Source organism: Bacillus sp. PAMC28748, assembly GCF_014250415.1.
Classification (GTDB): Bacteria; Bacillota; Bacilli; order Bacillales; family Bacillaceae; genus Bacillus; species Bacillus licheniformis.
On the sequence record NZ_CP060192.1, the window covers coordinates 4,085,279 to 4,100,453 of the forward strand.

A 15,175-nucleotide genomic window follows, 5' to 3' on the forward strand; every position below is an offset into this window, starting at 1 on the left:
ATCATGCTCTCTCTTTTTACCGTTAAACGACTCCCTGAGCGATCATCGCATCCGCCACTTTGATAAATCCGGCTATATTGCAGCCGTCGAGCAGATTTCCGGGCCGTCCGTATTCTGAAGCCGCTTCAACGCTTCTCTTGTAAATATCAGCCATGATCGCCCTGAGCTTCGCATCCGTTTCTTCCGCCGTCCAGTGAAGCCGTGCGCTGTTCTGCGCCATTTCGAGCGCTGAAACGGCTACACCGCCGGCATTTGCAGCCTTAGCCGGTCCGAATAGAACTCCCGCATCCAAAAAGCGTTTGACGGCGCCCTCTTCAGACGGCATATTTGCTCCTTCTCCGACAGCTTTGACCCCATTTGAAATGAGCACTTCGGCCGCCTCTTCGTCAATTTCGTTCTGGGTCGCGCACGGAAGCGCGATATCGCATGGAATAGACCAAATGCCGGTACATCCCTCGAAATAGTGTGCTTCCGGATGCTCGCTGACATACTCGCGAATCCTTCCGTTCCCGTCTTCTTTGAGCCGCTTCACCGTCTCAAGACAGATGCCTTTTTCGTCATAGACATAGCCGTCAGAATCGCTGCAGGCCACCACTTTCGCACCGAATTGAGCGGCTTTTTCCATCGCGTACAGCGCCACATTCCCTGAACCGGAGACGACAACGGTGCTGTTTTCAAAGCGCAGCCCCTGATCCTTCAGCATTTCTTCCACGAAATAAACCAGACCGTACCCTGTCGCTTCTTTCCTCGTTAAACTGCCCCCGTATTCAAGGCCTTTGCCTGTTAACACGCCTGCATCATAGCGGCCCCGAATCTTTTTATACTGTCCGAACATAAACCCGACTTCCCTTGCTCCGACACCAATATCGCCGGCAGGGATATCCGTGTCCGGTCCGATATGTCTGTACAGTTCATTCATGAAGCTCTGCGTAAAACTCATAATCTCCCTGTCCGATTTGCCCTTCGGATCAAAATCAGCCCCGCCTTTTCCGCCTCCGATCGGCAGTCCGGTCAAAGAATTTTTAAAAATCTGCTCAAAACCCAAAAATTTAATAATGCTCGCGTTCACAGAAGGGTGAAAGCGGATGCCGCCTTTATACGGACCGATTGCACTGTTAAATTGAACCCGGAACCCTCGGTTAACCCGGATATTGCCTTCATCATCGACCCACGGCACCCTGAAGGTGATCATCCGTTCCGGCTCTGCGATCCTCTCAAGAATGCGGTGTTCGATATACTTTGGATGCCTTGCCAATACAGGGACAAGGGAATCAAATATTTCCTTTACAGCTTGAAGAAATTCGCTTTCGTAAAAATTTCGCTTCTGTACTGTCTCGTATGCTTGTGTCACATAATCTCTCGCCGTCTGGAAATTTGTTTGCTCCATTTTTTCTAGCGTATGCACCTTTTTTCAGCTCCCTTTCTAAAATAAAAGCAGAACGAACATTGTAAGATTTTCTCTCATGGTAAATTTTACAACCAATGCCCCATTTACATCAATCTGGAAAACAGATAAAACCATTGCTGAATTGAGATGTATAACAAAAAGCGAGAATAGACGGGTCATAAGATAGAAGGACAGCTCTTAAAAGCTGAGGAGAAAAGGACCAATAAACCATAAAATACCACTTTATCTGACAGGTTCTTTCTGTACAAAATGTCTATTTTCTTTGTGATCGGCGCATTTCCCCCCTTGTACTCCCGGCAGAGAATGAGCATCTTATCCCGTTTTTAAAATGAAACCTACTGCATACAAAACGAAAACACATAGCTCCCCTTTTTCATGGCAACAATAAAACTAAAACAGGGGTGATCTGATGGACGACAAAAAAGAAATGTCGAACGTTGAAACGCAAAGAAACTTTTTAACAGCTGAAGAATTTCCTGAAGGTGCGTATGGAGCTGCACAGGGCAAAGACGAGCCCGTTGAGAACAAAAGCACGCCATGGAAGGAAGGCCAGCAATACTACAGCAATTTCGCATACGAATTCCGCAATCTTCATCAAGGAACGCCGCGTCAATATCCCGGAGCGCATCCAACCCATGACGAAGAGGATCAAAACGAGGAATGACCGATATAAAAAAGAGCCGTGCTAAACGGCTCTTTACAGCTTTTTATTGTAGAGGCTGTTGAAAATTTTGATTTTGCTGCTGGTTTTGTTGATTTTGCTGACCCTGTTGTCCTTGCTGCCCTTGCTGGTTAAATGACTGCTGCGCCTGCTGAAGCGCCTGGCTCATTTGGTTCATGGCCTGGTTTGTCTGGATCCCTTGAAGAGCCTGATTCAGCTGCTGGACAGCCTGCTGAATGCTTTGCTGAATTTGCTGATCCGTCTGCTGCATTTGCTGCTGAGATTGGGAGCTGAACTGCTGAATTTGCTGTTTCAGCTGATTGATTCCCTGGCTCAATTGAGAGCTCTGCTGGCCGCTTTGGCCCTGCTGCTGTGACCCCATTTGATTAACAGTTTGCTCCAGCTGGGCAAGCTGCTGCTGGATATTTCCGAATTCCTGAGCAAGTTCGGTATCTGTGATGTTGGCCCCGAGCAGCTGCTCATGCTTTTGTTTTTGTTGCTTCTGCTTTTGCTGCTGATTTTGCTGTTGTTTTGTCATTACAACATCCTCCTTAAAATTGATCACACCCTTTAGCTTTTTCATTTTGTTTGAAATGATGAAAGGGAATTTTTAGGATGTTGTTGTTTTGCAACACCAAAAGCCTCAAACCCTTGTATGCCAAGAAGTTTGAGGCTTTTTTCAGTGACGTCCCAGGGGAGATTCGAACTCCAGACCGATGGCTTAGAAGGCCGATGACCCTTATGGACAGCATGTGACACCACTTAACCGAAAGCCCATGATATCAAGGTTCTTTGCTCTTTTTTGTTTTCTGGAGGAACGAAAAATACCTGATTGGGAGCGAATCCGCTCCCCGCTCGCTCCCAATTTTCCAATTAATTCGTAAGTTTAAAAAGTGGACATTCGTTCCCCTGTTGCCAAAAGCAAAATCCAGGTTTTACATCATCTCCGTTAATATCAAAGGTGTACTCTACATCAAAACCAAAACCGAGAATATTTGGTCTTATAGGCATGGATGCACTGCTGCAGGATCGTTGAATACTCTGCGGTGCTTTTCAATTCCTTCAAACTATAAGGCGGCTCGATGATGTCATTTCCTTTATAGTCGAATTGATCTTCGTAAATCTGTTTGGTCGTTTCACTTGGGGCATTTGCCTTGAACACGGTGGCTTTCACAGATTGTTGAGCCATGCTTTACCTCCTCTCTCTATTTGGCCGCTGCCGGATTTTCGGTTTCTCCTTCAGATCGGTGACCTCGTAATCATCGAGGGCATACCAGATGGCCGAAAGAGTGTGGGGATCGATCTTGAATTCATCTTCAATGATGTTACCCAGCTTGTCCTTTTTATAGGTCAGCGGCTTGAGTTCAAAAATGGTGTTCTTGCATTGGTCGGAACAAATGATCTTTTTAAACCGCTTGATCTTTTTCGTATACTGTAGGCGCGAACCCTGGTACTTATGAGCTCCCACCATATTGAAACCATGCTGTCGGAAATACTGAATCGTTTTAGGCTCCGCTGAATCAGCTTTGATAAGCTCTTGGGTGTTCTTAAATTCTTGGAGCTCCTCTGCTGTCCTGTCATCCGTCATTCCTCTTTTGTAATACTCCCAATAGATATAGAGGTACTTTTTCTTATGATCCACCGCAAGCCGGACAACGGCGTTATAGGATTCTTCAAAACCAAAGTCCATTCCTACCCGCTTGATGGGGCAGTCAATGTTCGAGACGGCCTGCATTACTTCATCGTGTGGCCACTCTTCAAGCTGAGGAAAAACCCGAACCCCATTCACGCCAAAATGACCTTTCCTGGCGATGCGGTAAAGGTCTGGATCGTATTCTTTCAGTTCATCCAGCTGCCTTACATAGCTTTCTGGCAGAAACAAATTATCTTCCGCCGTGGAATGATGATAGTATGTGTCATTTAAGACGATCGTTCGCTTTTCATAAAGCTCTTTATCATCCAGGACAAATCGATTATTCAGATCGTCTTTAAAGAAATGCTTATACGTCCAGTTGTCTTCCCCGACCGGATTCGTGGAAAAAATCATATGAAGCGGCAGCGTAGGATGCCGCAGACGGCCGAGAAGCTCTTTAAAGCCTTCATATTTGACCTCTGAACATTCCTCAATCCATATTATTGAGATGTTGTTGATCGATTTCAGTTTGGCCGGTTTGTCCAGCCCCTTGAAGATGATCCGGCTGCCATTTGGGAACCTGACTTGCATCGGAGATGTCATACACCTCACAATATGATCAATCTCTAAGTCATTGATGATCCCTTCAAAAAGAGAGAATGTAGAATCCCGATGAGTGTCGTACACTTCACGAATGACTAAGACTGTCCGTTTTTCTTCAAGAAGCTTCAAAATGAGCTTGAGAGCAATGTGATAGCTTTTGGATGATCCGTAACCGCCAACGAGCAGCTGAAATTTTTGGTTCCAGTCAAAGAGAAAATCTTCAAAATGCGGATTGACTTCTTTTACCGTCATTTGCCGTCACCCTTACGAGTAATTGTGATATTCACAGAATTGTCCACAGGGCGGGCGGTAAGGCGTTCAAGCTCTGCTTGTTTTGTCTCATTTGAAAGATAGATGCCGCGGAGCTTCAATTCATGTTCATCCATTAAGCGGATCATATCGTATTTCTGGCGAATGGCTTTCAACCGTTTATCCGTTACACGGGTGAGCGCCTCCTCGATATTCAAAATATCATCAATAGCCCTCATCTCGGTTTCTTCAATTTCAGTCACAACAAGACGCTCATTCATAACCGGGACGGGTTTGACTAGTCCATTCTTATCCGGGGTTTGAACGATGTCCTTGACCTTGCGCATTTGCTGAAGCACGCGGCGCTGCTTTTCAGATAAACCGTTCTGGATTCTATTTATTCGCTGCATCATCCGCCGCTTCCGAAGACTCAACTCCCTGATCGTTAAATCAATTTGATAAAGCGGATCGGTTTCAATTTCTCCAAATAGCTGTCGCTCGTCCTCATTTAAAAAGTCCCACATGATCGTTTCATATTCGCCGGTACGGACGGAATTTTTATTCCCTTTTGGAGCAGCACCACCCCTATTCCCTTTCGCATTTTCGTTTCCAGGCGGTGCATTCCCGCCCTTGTTTCCTTTGGCGTTTTTATTGCCTATTGGAGCACCGGGACGAAAAGGAGCGCTCCCATTCGATTTAGGAGCGCTCCCTTTGATTTTATCTTCCCATTTATCTATTGCTTTCCACTTGCGGACGGTACTGCTTGAGACGCCCAATTCATCCGCGATGTCTTTTAATTTCTTGGTTCCGCTGCTTTCTTTCCATAAACGGAACGCTTCGTCACGTCTTGGATCACGCGGTCTGGCCATTACATTTCACCCACCTCCGCAACCTGAATTGAGTTTGAGTTTGTTTTACTTATTTTCTTTTGTTGGCTTTGAAGCTATTTGCGCTATAGATATAGATTCAGCAGCTCTTTTTAGTGCATCAATACCTCCGATTTTTTGGGCACGCTCCATCGCTTCCGCTAAGTGAGAGAAATCAGGAATGCTAAAATAGCTTTGTTTTCTTTCAATATTATTTACTAATTCTAAAAGTGACTCTGATTGTGGTTTCTTCAAGTTCAAATTTCTTATCTCTTTTCGTAATTCCTCAATCGTATCTTGTGATTCTTGTTTCTCTTTATTGAGCTCTTTAAACCGCTCTAATGTTTCTTTTATTGAATTTACCATTTCGTCTGCACTACCAGCCAATCTATTCAACACTAGTAACTGATTAGTTAATATTTGATCACCGACATAATAAGGATAACGAAGTTGATGGTCTATCTCACTCCAACCCTCTTCAAAAATTGTACGAATCTGTATCTCAGCCAATGTCTCTTCTTTAGTTAAACGACTTTTTATTAAATAGTGCCAGGAACGATAACCAGCAGAATGTTTTTTAACATTGAATTTCCCTTCTGCTTCTAATTCAGCTTTCTCATCATCATCTATGTCACCATGTCTAAAATAGATAGTGACTGGCTCTGCTAACTCCCAATTTTCTCTTATCATCTCATCAAGATTTATTGCCTGATCTTTATATAAATGAAGAACTCTCACTCCAATTAAGTCAGTTATTTTCGTCTTATAATCCTTTAAATCAAAGGAAAAGTCATTATTTTCGGCCTTTTTTCTTATCAATTTCTCGATAAGATGTTCAGGATTTTTTATTCTCATTCTAACAGTATGGGCATCAGGATGAGTTCTTAATAGATCAGCAATCGTTTTCCCTGTACTTTCAAGCAGCGGCCTATAAGATATATAATCATTGTAAATCGACTTTAATTCCTCCCATTTTAAATCAGTACCTTCGAAAGTTTCTTCTTTGATTCTATATTTTTCGAAAAAACTTTTTTTATCCATTAACTCAGACATAATTTCTCCCCCATTTAGGCATTACTATCAATTTTTTTATGTCATTCAAGAAAATTCTTATATTCATTATGCATTAATAAACCCAAATAGGGAATATATTCCCTAAATTTCTTCATCTTTCTGCAGCTGTATATCGAGCTCGATGAGCTTTTTTAAATCTTCAACAGTGTTCACCTTAATATGACCGCTTTGAAAATCTTTGACCCATTGGGTGATACCTGCCTGAATAATTTTTCGATATTTCTCTTTAGATTGACTGATGTTTTCAAGCAATTCAGCGCTATGCAGGAGAAGCAGTTTCTCTTTTTCTTTATCATCGCAGGAACGTATGTTTGTATTTTATATTGCCATTTGCCTGGTCCTCCAATAGAATAGAGATGAGAGCGTGATTTTCCCACGAAACGCGGCCGCGTCTTCATCACGCTCTTACCAGGGTGATGGCCTTGGGTAAGGGAGGGTGTTGTCAGCACCCTCTTTATAAAAATAAGCCCTAACTAGGGCTTGGTGAATTTGTTATTTTAATATGAGGTAATTCATAAATATTAAATAGTATTAAATCTAATGTTTCTAGATATAACAATAAATCTCTCCGTTTCGGTCGAAATATTTCATGTACTGTCTGATTTCCTACATCTTTAATTTCCAAGAGTATCCTTCGTTGTTCCTCATCAATTATATTCTTTTCTTTAAGTTCATTTATCTTTTGAACCAAATTTAAATTGACCATTACCGGGTTTTTATCACCATCTAACACTGGTTCTCCCTTCTTAATCTTCGGTCTTTTATCAATTCCATTTACCATACATATTGATTCAATAAGCATTCTAATTCCCGTATTGCATAATAAATTCATACGTTGGCGATAAGCATTAATTGTTTCATTTCTAATTCCATTTATTAAGTTAGGTAAGTGATCGAATTCATATTTTTCTTTGAATTGTAATAACTGTTCTACCGGATCCTCCTTTTTTGGCTCTTCTGGAAAGACAGTGTATTCGACAAAGTATTCTCTATCAGTATGATAATTTGAACCGACTATATGAAACATATCTTCATCGCCGTATATTTTTAGAAAAGCAATAGCGTCACAACCTCTACATTGAACTATTGCATAATCCTCATTAAATTGAAAATCAATTTCTTCATCATAATCTAAATTACTTATTGAATACTTTAGTTCATTGTCATGCTCATTTTTAACTATCTGATGGTTTGTTTTTCTCTTACAAGCTCTACAGTACAATTTCTCCGGCACAACGGTCATATATTCCACCCTTTTTAGAAAAATAATAACATTTTTCTAAATGTAGTGAGAATTATTAAAACCACTGATTGTAAATCTGTTCCGATATTTTTTTCATCATGACCGGAGGAACACTCATCCCACAAACATATTGAACAGATGCGTCCATAAAATCATAATCGAGTGGGAAAGATTGCATTAAAATGATATCCCGTTCAGAGATATAGTAGGGCTCATCATAACGGACAAATACCGAACCACTCCCGAGAGTAGGCGGGACAAGGCTATTTTTCACTAATATCGTATTGAAATTAGATTCTTTCCCTTCAATCCTTTTCGTGATGTCTCCCATTATTATCCGACGGCCGTCGCTTCACCCATCTTTTATAAAGCTTTGATGTTTCTTTAAGCCTTGCACCATGGCCGCTTCTGAATTCTTTATATACAATCGGTGGCTCATTGAAGGACAATTTAAGCGGTAGTAAATTCAAGTCCTTCCTTCGGCAAATAAAAAAGACCCGCTCTCTACGTTGCGGGGCTCCCATTGTGGCAGCATTCAACAAGAACAGTTGAACATCATATCCAATTTCCTTGGCCCGTTCAATCACCAGCTTCACATAACCTTTTGCATTTCCGCTGACCATTCCTTTGACATTCTCGGCCACAAAGATTTTTGGCCGCAGCCTTTCAACAGCATCAAGGTAATGAAAAAATAGATCATCAAGTGACTGTTTTGCCTGTCCTTCACGAAAGGCTTTTTCTTTTCCCCAAGCCTTTTCCCGATCCCCCGCAATAGAAAACACGCTGCAGGGCGGGGAACCATCAAAAATATCTAAATCGAACAATTCATCAGGCAGATTTTCCATTTTGTTAAAGTCTCTGATGTCCATAAGAAAAGGATATATCGGATTATGATTCTTCCTGTAAATCTTCATCATTTGCGGATCGATCTCACAGTTCCCCAAAAGATCGTAACCGGCGAGCTTATAGCCCATAGAGGAACCCCCGCCGCAAGAGAATGTACTGAATACTTTAAGGCCATTTTTCTTGATGTTTTTTAAATCGCCCAACTTCCAACGGTACTCTTTCTTTTCCATGTAATCATCTATTCATTAAATGAAAATCCGCATTTGGGGCAGGTATGTTGGAAATGATCATCTTCATAATCATCCAGGTCTAATTCCTGGCTGTCATTGATTTTTCCTTCGTTGCCTTCATGCTCAGCCAGCTCTCCCAAGATTTCATCTATTTCACTTTCTGAGAAGCCTGTAAGGGATAGATCAAAATTATTGTGCTGCAGGTCTTCCAAAACCTGTTCAAGTTTGTAATCATCCCAGTCACCGCTGATCTTATTTAAAGCCAGGTTGAGCGCTTTTTCCTCAGCCTCATCAAAATTTACAACTGAAACCAGGAGAGTCTTTGGATTTTCTTCCATGAGGACGCAAAGATTATAGGAAGCCATATAAAAATGACTTCCTGTGCAAACGGGATCTCACCGCTTGCGTTCCCCGCGACTATCGCGCGCAATCCTGCATAGACTCCAGCCGCTCCTCCTTTGAAGCTGACGATCTTCATCATCATTCGATACATCCGAGTTCACCCTTGATAAGGGAAAGGTGCGTCTCCCATTCTGGCCAATAAAAAAGCGGCCACCAATCAGCTGCACAACATCCGTGTGCAAAAGATCAGTGTCCGCAGGCTCTCCGTCTTGGACTCGATATTCACGTTCGTTTTTCTTGTCTCTATCGTATGACAAAATGGAATAGAAAAAGTCCCCCATTTTATCCCCCTTTTTGTCGGCTTTTTCTCGGATATCTAACCATTAAACAGCAACTTCTTCATAAAAAAACTCCCCTTTCATAGGGAGCTTATTATTAATTATTATTTGAATTTAAATACTCTTCCAAGAATCTAATATTATCTTCATCATTAGGAAAAATGCCTAAGTTCTTATATTCCCAGATAATTTGTCGTTGAGAACCATTTAAATCTGATTTAATTACATCATCATAATTATAATCCATTGAAAACTTTCCATTTCTCTCGAGTGTTAAAGTGAGATTTGTCCAAACTTCGGAATTATTTTGTTTAAACTCATTTTGCAGATCCTCAAATAAATCATGAAGCTCAAACAATAACTCATCATAGATATCTTCACTAACATTGAAATGTTCAGGTATGTTATGAGAATAAATATAATCCTTATTTTGCGGTACATTAAAATAAAAGAAAACCTCTGATGAATCATCTAATATTTCAGCATAGAGATAGACCTTTTCCCATTCAGTAGGGATGATTTCGTTAATCCCCTCTGCTATCTCTTGGTATAATTTTTCCATCTTTTCAGTTTCCATAAATATTAACCTCCATTCTCATTTTTAATTCTTATTTTTTTGATTTTTTCATTCCCAATTTTATATTCGACTTTAAAATAATCCGGTCTTAAAGAGTCATTTTTATATATAGGGCTGATCTTGACCTTAACTTTTTTTGGGGGAACTTCTTTTAAAGCGTTCCTCCATTCTTGTTCCATCTCATACCACTTTCCGCCTCTTCTATTAACCTGAGAATTCATAGGCACAAGATTATCTATGTCCCCTGAACCTTTAAATTGAGAAGCAATTAAATGTCCTCCGTCATCATCTGGCAGTCTATCTGGTTTACCAACGTTAGATTGAGCATACAGATTTCTTTTTGCTTTTCCAAGTTGCAAATCGGCATTTACACTATTAATTCGACCTTTTTGATCCGTTTTAAACGTATAGCCCTGTTTTGTTTCATACACAACGTTTGGCTTCAAAACTTTTTTACGATTTAATCTGGTATACTGGTCTCCGTATTTTACTGTATGTACTGCATGACTATCTGCTTTTCCAGGTTTTTTCCCACTATTAGCTTTAAAAAGCACACTCTTCTTCTTATCCTCAACCAGCTCTCTCAGCAAAGGCGTATTTTTCACATTAGGGGCCTCTCCCGCTCTTTGGAGCATCCCTTCTAATGCAGGAGTATAGCGATTTTTAGGCGGGCTGAAATGTTGTTTAACAGAGTTAACACTTTTCTTTGCTGTTTGGGCTGCAGCCTTGCCAGCTTTGCCAAGACTTTTTGAGCCTGATACGACAGTAGGACCGGCCTCTGCCAACCCCCATATCGTCCCAATCGCATAAGCAATATAGTGTCCGCGAGAATATGAATCCCCATGTACCATTTTTTCGTCCCACGAATCTGCGATTGATTGCAACATACTTTCAAAAGCGGCTTTGTAATCATACTCAAGTACTGAATTTACAGTTGCTTTTGGGTTTTTAATAAAGTCGTCTGCTTGTCCAATAAGAGCTTTACCTGTTTCAATCGTTCCTTGGATCGTATCTTTTGCAAATTCATATCCTCCAACCACAAAGCCTTTCATACTTTCTAAGACATGTTTTCCATCTTCCAGAGTTCCTTTAATTGGATCTGCTCTGAACTCATAAGCTTCTTCAATGGCAGTAACATAATTCATCTGTTCAGATGTAAGATTATCATATCCAATCTCTCTAGCAACTTTGAGAAACTCATCCGGATCATCATACAACTTTTCAAGTTTTTTCTTCAACGTATCAGTATGACTCATAGGTTCTATTTTGCTGGCCTCTTTTTCAAGCTTTGATCTCTTATCCAGCTTATCCAACATGACGCCCATCGCTGTGTCTTGTCCACCACGCAAAGCATCCATCTCATCCGGCTTTAAAATCGAGCCTTTTTGGTAACCGGTAATTTCAATTTTAGGGCCTGTGTACATTTTTTCAAGCCGGCTTATGTATCTCTGCATCGTTTCCAGGTCGTTTTCAGCGGTTTTAAGAGCGCTTGTCTGTTCGCGGTCGAAGGCGTGCAGCTTTTCAATTGTCTGATTGATTTCCTTTAAAGCTTTCTGATTCTGTTCGTGAAAACCGCTGTCATTCAAATCAGGCAAATCGACAATGTGGCTGACTTTTGCGATCGTGGCATTTGTTTTAGAAACCAAACGCTTCGTAGTGCGGTCGGCCGCATTCAATCCTTGTTCCAGCTCGTGCTCAAGAAAGCTTTGCGAAATAAACCCGTTGTGGTTTGGTTCCAGCGAATTCAGCGCGCTTTTCATTTTCTTCAGCGTGGAACTGTATTCCTCTATGAAAGTATCATAGAACTGTAGAAAAGGGGTGTGGCATTCCTCGTAAAAGGCGCGGATCGCGTCGCCGCCTTTTCCTTTTAAAGCATCATCAAGTGATGTAATGCCCTCTACGGCTTTTTTGACTTTGGATAATTCGTCTGACTGCTGTTTTAATTGTTCCAGCGTTTGATCAATTGCATGGTGCAACGCATGGACATCAAGAGTCTTCATGGCATTCCCCTCTAATACTAAAGTTACAATCAGTATAGATTTTACCACTTTACGGAAAGAAATTGGTGAATAAATCCTGTCTATCCATGAAAATGAATCTTATTGATCAGGTCTTAAAACCCAACACAGTCGACAGGCTTTTTTTGAATTCCAAAAAAGGAAAATCATTGTAAAAAAATGATCCTTTCTGTAAAATGAAAGGTATGCAGAAAAAGGAAATGGATACTTATTTTTTTGAATATTTCAAATCAATTATACGAAAGGAATGGTGGGAATTGGTTGTTAAAATACGATCCGAAAAGGTCGGGAATATGTTGAATCAATGGTATGCAACAATTAAGTTACAGCAAGTTCATAAAGCAACTCAAATGAAGAAAGAAATTCAGAAGGCTATTGATAATATGGAGAAGAATCAAGATGTTTTGCTTTATTTCAATATGATAGATTCTCGGTATAAATTATTGATCGAAAAATATAACGAATCCGGAAGCATCTTAAAAAGTCTTAAGTATAGAGCTGAAGAAAAGAAGACGGACGACATGCTTCAGTATTACTTTTACTTTTTCAGCGGGCTGTATCAGTTTTACATAAAGAACTTTACGAAAGCCATTAATTTTTATCGCATTGCTGAAAATTGGATAAATAAAATACCAGACGAAGCAGAACGAGCAGAATTCAATTATCAAATTGCTATTGCATATTATGAAATTCACCAAAATTTTTTCTCGTTAACACACGCAGAAAAAGCGCTCGAAAGCTTTTTAGCCCTTGGAAATTATGAAAATCGGGCAGCAACCACTCAAATGATAATTGCGGCAAACAGACTGGATCTACATCAATACGAATTAACTGAGTCCGTATATAAAAAAGCAATAAAAATGGCTGCTGATACCCGACAAAATTACGTTGAGGGACTCGGACATCACAATCTCGGTCTTGCTTACGAACGACAAGAAAAACTCGATTTAGCGCGTGAATCCTTCGAAATAGCTCTCGACATTTTTGAAAATCTACATTCCAAAATCGCAATCATCAGAACTTCTTATATGCTGGCAAGGGTTTTATTCAAGAAAGGTTTATTCGAAGAAGGGACACATTGGTATCAAAAAGCCCTCAATCTCGCAAAAGAAATAAACGAAAAAACGTACGAAGCCAAGTTATTAGTCATACACTCAATATATAAAGAGTTGGATAAGACCTTATTAGATAAAGGATTGAATATGCTAAGAGACAAAAAGCTTTGGTCAGACGTAGCAGATTTAGCTATCATTGCAGCAAGACACTTCAAAAAGAAGGAATATCATGAATTAGCGGCGAAATACTTCGATGAAGGAGTAGTCGCTCGCGACAAAATTCAAACATGGACGGAGGAACTTGTCTCATGAAAAAATTACTTTTAGGTGCAGTAATAACAGGTGTATTTTTAACTGGTATTTTAAACTTTACTACTCAAGGAAAAGCTGAATTCGGTACTGGAGACTTTAAAGTTGCTGAAAATGCGTTTTTTGGTTAAATCATAACGTGATTCAGTTCGGCCCTTAAGATTAAAAAAGTACACTTTGATAAAGCGGACTCCTGGGAGTCTGCTTTTTTGTTCACAACAGCCCTCAGATTATCCCGAGAGCTGTCGCAAGATTGTAAATGGCCCGCCGTTTGACCTGATAGCATTTGTCCTTTTTCAACCCCATCTCCATATAAATCTCAATGTCCTTTATTTTTTGGGGAGAGAGATACTTGGCCTTTATGATCTTTAATTCATCACCATCAAGGCTTTGTTTAAGCGCCCTGTCCATCTGACAAACTTTCAATTCATTTAAAGAGTGCTGATCCCTGAGCTGCGGGAAAAGGTTATTCATCCCGGCCGCTTCCCGTTCTTTCCGGTTTTCAAGCTGAACCTTTAAAGCCTTATATCTTTTTAGCTCCCTTATAATCGTATTTCTGACTTCTTTTTCGTCTATAGGCGGCAGAAAAGTCAGTTGTGTAGCTGACATGCTAAATCCCTCCTAAAAACAAATTAGACACCAAATAAACGTATATACAACGTCAATTTGGTGTCCGCAGGCTCTCCGTCTTGGACCAATATAAATTCCTGAATCCATCAGACTTAATTGTTGTTTCTCTCAAATAATTTCATTTCGATGGTAATTCGATCCCTCACTCGCTTTTTCGGCGTATTTACCGGAGGCTTCTGCGCCGTAGTCAAATCGGAAAAATCTTCGTCGATTGTGAAAATCGGTTTCTTTTTCGTCAACAAAAAACGCCTCCTACTTCGTTAAATTGAACGGTTCAAAATTGCGTCGGTTTTTTAATTGACCGATACATTGACCGTTACATTTAACGAGTAGAAAGCGTATGATGACGGGCTTTATCGCCCCATTACGTGACGTCCCAGGAGAGATTCGAACTCCCGACCGACGGCTTAGAAGGCCGTTGCTCTATCCAGCTGAGCTACTGGGACATGATGTTGTTTTGTTTCGCTTTAACTATCAGCGACAAGATTTATTATATGCGGATCGGGACATAAAGTCAACAACTTTTTAGAATTTTTTTCTTCACGAGGAAGAAAAAAATTCTTCCTCATGAATGTGCTGGCAATTGTACATGGTTCGTCAGGCTTTCGACTTCCCGGCCGTCCAAGTCATAATAGCGAACCGTTGCATTGTCTTTGTCAATGTTTAGTATAGCATAAGTTTTTTCTTTCCGCACCCGCGGAAGGCGGATGCTGCCGGGGTTGATCAGCAGTTTTCCGTCCATCAGCTCGCTTCCCGCGATGTGGGAATGGCCGAAACAGATGATATCGGCGCCGAGCTCTTCAGCCCGGCAGTACACATTTAAAAGCGACTGTTTAATGCCGTATAAATGCCCGTGTGTGAAAAAAAGCTTTCTCGATCCGGCGGGAACGACGATTTCGTCTTTGAACTCCCCGTAAAAATCGCAGTTTCCTTTTACCGTTAAGTAAGAGGAAAGCGCGGGATGGGAAGGGTCCAATTCAGAATCCCCGCAATGGATGATGAGATCTGTTTCCTTCCCGTGCCGCTCAGCGATCATTTCCAGTTCGTCTTCAAGGCCGTGGCTGTCGCTGACAATCAGAACCTTCATGATCGG

At 40.9% G+C, this 15,175-nt stretch carries 16 protein-coding genes, 1 tRNA gene and 2 pseudogenes; 3 read left to right on the top strand and 16 right to left on the bottom strand.

The features are described from left to right. Positions 1 to 22 precede the first annotated feature (22 nt). The gene (gene gdhA, locus H7F26_RS21125) at positions 23 to 1,405 is read right to left on the bottom strand and encodes an NADP-specific glutamate dehydrogenase (protein ID WP_003184106.1); all 1,383 of its coding nucleotides are present in this window, start codon (positions 1,403 to 1,405) and stop codon (positions 23 to 25) included. Between the two features lie 412 nt (positions 1,406 to 1,817). Here gdhA and H7F26_RS21130 point away from each other — a divergent pair, with 412 nt between their 5' ends. Beyond that, on the top strand, positions 1,818 to 2,072 hold the full coding sequence (locus H7F26_RS21130; RefSeq protein WP_009329319.1) for a hypothetical protein: 255 nt from the start codon (positions 1,818 to 1,820) through the stop codon (positions 2,070 to 2,072). A 43-nt stretch (positions 2,073 to 2,115) separates the two neighbouring features. On the opposite strand, the gene H7F26_RS21135 is transcribed toward H7F26_RS21130, so the two are convergent. From H7F26_RS21135 to H7F26_RS21180, 11 genes and pseudogenes are all read right to left on the bottom strand, one after another. Next, on the bottom strand, positions 2,116 to 2,607 hold the full coding sequence (locus tag H7F26_RS21135) for a hypothetical protein (protein WP_003184110.1): 492 nt from the start codon (positions 2,605 to 2,607) through the stop codon (positions 2,116 to 2,118). Between the two features lie 398 nt (positions 2,608 to 3,005). Then, positions 3,006 to 3,258 (bottom strand): annotated as a pseudogene (locus H7F26_RS21140) (phage portal protein); the annotation flags it as partial. 3 nt (positions 3,259 to 3,261) lie between these two features. Beyond that, entirely contained in the window at positions 3,262 to 4,557 is a 1,296-nt protein-coding gene (locus H7F26_RS21145; RefSeq protein WP_003184115.1) for a PBSX family phage terminase large subunit, read from the bottom strand. Next, positions 4,554 to 5,423 carry a phage terminase small subunit gene (gene terS, locus H7F26_RS21150; RefSeq protein WP_059260972.1) on the bottom strand — a complete coding sequence of 290 codons (870 nt, stop codon included), beginning with the start codon at positions 5,421 to 5,423 and terminating at the stop codon, positions 4,554 to 4,556. The genes H7F26_RS21145 and terS overlap by 4 nt, the downstream gene beginning before the upstream one ends. A gap of 45 nt (positions 5,424 to 5,468) precedes the next feature. Next, positions 5,469 to 6,473, bottom strand: coding sequence for a RelA/SpoT domain-containing protein (locus H7F26_RS21155; protein WP_017474640.1), 1,005 nt, complete (start codon positions 6,471 to 6,473; stop codon positions 5,469 to 5,471). Between the two features lie 102 nt (positions 6,474 to 6,575). Then, entirely contained in the window at positions 6,576 to 6,803 is a 228-nt protein-coding gene (locus H7F26_RS22125; protein ID WP_025805069.1) for a hypothetical protein, read from the bottom strand. A gap of 160 nt (positions 6,804 to 6,963) precedes the next feature. Further along, positions 6,964 to 7,737: a DUF4145 domain-containing protein gene (locus H7F26_RS21160; protein ID WP_009329322.1), complete on the bottom strand. Its 774-nt coding sequence runs from the start codon at positions 7,735 to 7,737 to the stop codon at positions 6,964 to 6,966. 55 nt (positions 7,738 to 7,792) lie between these two features. After that, positions 7,793 to 8,711: pseudogene (locus H7F26_RS21165) on the bottom strand (DNA cytosine methyltransferase). Positions 8,712 to 8,821: 110 nt separating this feature from the next. Beyond that, positions 8,822 to 9,178 (bottom strand): ParB N-terminal domain-containing protein, encoded by a 357-nt coding sequence (locus H7F26_RS21170; protein WP_003184124.1) that lies wholly within the window; start codon positions 9,176 to 9,178, stop codon positions 8,822 to 8,824. Positions 9,179 to 9,590: 412 nt separating this feature from the next. After that, the gene (locus H7F26_RS21175) at positions 9,591 to 10,070 is read right to left on the bottom strand and encodes an antitoxin YezG family protein (protein WP_009329324.1); all 480 of its coding nucleotides are present in this window, start codon (positions 10,068 to 10,070) and stop codon (positions 9,591 to 9,593) included. Between the two features lie 5 nt (positions 10,071 to 10,075). Next, positions 10,076 to 12,070: a T7SS effector LXG polymorphic toxin gene (locus H7F26_RS21180; RefSeq protein WP_026699140.1), complete on the bottom strand. Its 1,995-nt coding sequence runs from the start codon at positions 12,068 to 12,070 to the stop codon at positions 10,076 to 10,078. Positions 12,071 to 12,264: 194 nt separating this feature from the next. Between H7F26_RS21180 and H7F26_RS21185 the strand changes: the two genes are divergently transcribed. Then, complete coding sequence (locus H7F26_RS21185) at positions 12,265 to 13,455, top strand: Rap family tetratricopeptide repeat protein (RefSeq protein ID WP_009329326.1); 1,191 nt, start codon at positions 12,265 to 12,267, stop codon at positions 13,453 to 13,455. Then, positions 13,452 to 13,583: a Phr family secreted Rap phosphatase inhibitor gene (locus H7F26_RS21190; RefSeq protein ID WP_003184137.1), complete on the top strand. Its 132-nt coding sequence runs from the start codon at positions 13,452 to 13,454 to the stop codon at positions 13,581 to 13,583. Before H7F26_RS21185 ends, H7F26_RS21190 begins: the two co-directional genes overlap by 4 nt. 94 nt (positions 13,584 to 13,677) lie before the next feature. On the opposite strand, the gene H7F26_RS21195 is transcribed toward H7F26_RS21190, so the two are convergent. The 4 genes from H7F26_RS21195 to H7F26_RS21210 form a co-directional block, all read right to left on the bottom strand. Further along, on the bottom strand, positions 13,678 to 14,061 hold the full coding sequence (locus H7F26_RS21195; RefSeq protein ID WP_003184139.1) for an ArpU family phage packaging/lysis transcriptional regulator: 384 nt from the start codon (positions 14,059 to 14,061) through the stop codon (positions 13,678 to 13,680). 113 nt (positions 14,062 to 14,174) lie between these two features. Then, entirely contained in the window at positions 14,175 to 14,321 is a 147-nt protein-coding gene (locus H7F26_RS21200; RefSeq protein ID WP_011198176.1) for a hypothetical protein, read from the bottom strand. 133 nt (positions 14,322 to 14,454) lie between these two features. After that, positions 14,455 to 14,528: transfer RNA gene (locus tag H7F26_RS21205), tRNA-Arg, on the bottom strand. A 119-nt stretch (positions 14,529 to 14,647) separates the two neighbouring features. Then, positions 14,648 to 15,169: a YfcE family phosphodiesterase gene (locus tag H7F26_RS21210; protein WP_003184142.1), complete on the bottom strand. Its 522-nt coding sequence runs from the start codon at positions 15,167 to 15,169 to the stop codon at positions 14,648 to 14,650. Between the last annotated feature and the right edge of the window lie 6 nt (positions 15,170 to 15,175).

Bases quoted from the DNA above. Each gene is read 5' to 3' on its own strand.
- H7F26_RS21130 (WP_009329319.1), top strand. From the start codon at position 1,818: ATGGACGACAAAAAAGAAATGTCGAACGTTGAAACGCAAAGAAACTTT.
- H7F26_RS21135 (WP_003184110.1), bottom strand. From the start codon at position 2,607: ATGACAAAACAACAGCAAAATCAGCAGCAAAAGCAGAAGCAACAAAAA.
- H7F26_RS21145 (WP_003184115.1), bottom strand. From the start codon at position 4,557: ATGACGGTAAAAGAAGTCAATCCGCATTTTGAAGATTTTCTCTTTGAC.
- terS (WP_059260972.1), bottom strand. From the start codon at position 5,423: ATGGCCAGACCGCGTGATCCAAGACGTGACGAAGCGTTCCGTTTATGG.
- H7F26_RS21155 (WP_017474640.1), bottom strand. From the start codon at position 6,473: ATGTCTGAGTTAATGGATAAAAAAAGTTTTTTCGAAAAATATAGAATC.
- H7F26_RS21160 (WP_009329322.1), bottom strand. From the start codon at position 7,737: ATGACCGTTGTGCCGGAGAAATTGTACTGTAGAGCTTGTAAGAGAAAA.
- H7F26_RS21170 (WP_003184124.1), bottom strand. From the start codon at position 9,178: ATGGCTTCCTATAATCTTTGCGTCCTCATGGAAGAAAATCCAAAGACT.
- H7F26_RS21175 (WP_009329324.1), bottom strand. From the start codon at position 10,070: ATGGAAACTGAAAAGATGGAAAAATTATACCAAGAGATAGCAGAGGGG.
- H7F26_RS21180 (WP_026699140.1), bottom strand. From the start codon at position 12,070: ATGAAGACTCTTGATGTCCATGCGTTGCACCATGCAATTGATCAAACG.
- H7F26_RS21185 (WP_009329326.1), top strand. From the start codon at position 12,265: ATGAAAGGTATGCAGAAAAAGGAAATGGATACTTATTTTTTTGAATAT.
- H7F26_RS21190 (WP_003184137.1), top strand. From the start codon at position 13,452: ATGAAAAAATTACTTTTAGGTGCAGTAATAACAGGTGTATTTTTAACT.
- H7F26_RS21195 (WP_003184139.1), bottom strand. From the start codon at position 14,061: ATGTCAGCTACACAACTGACTTTTCTGCCGCCTATAGACGAAAAAGAA.
- H7F26_RS21210 (WP_003184142.1), bottom strand. From the start codon at position 15,169: ATGAAGGTTCTGATTGTCAGCGACAGCCACGGCCTTGAAGACGAACTG.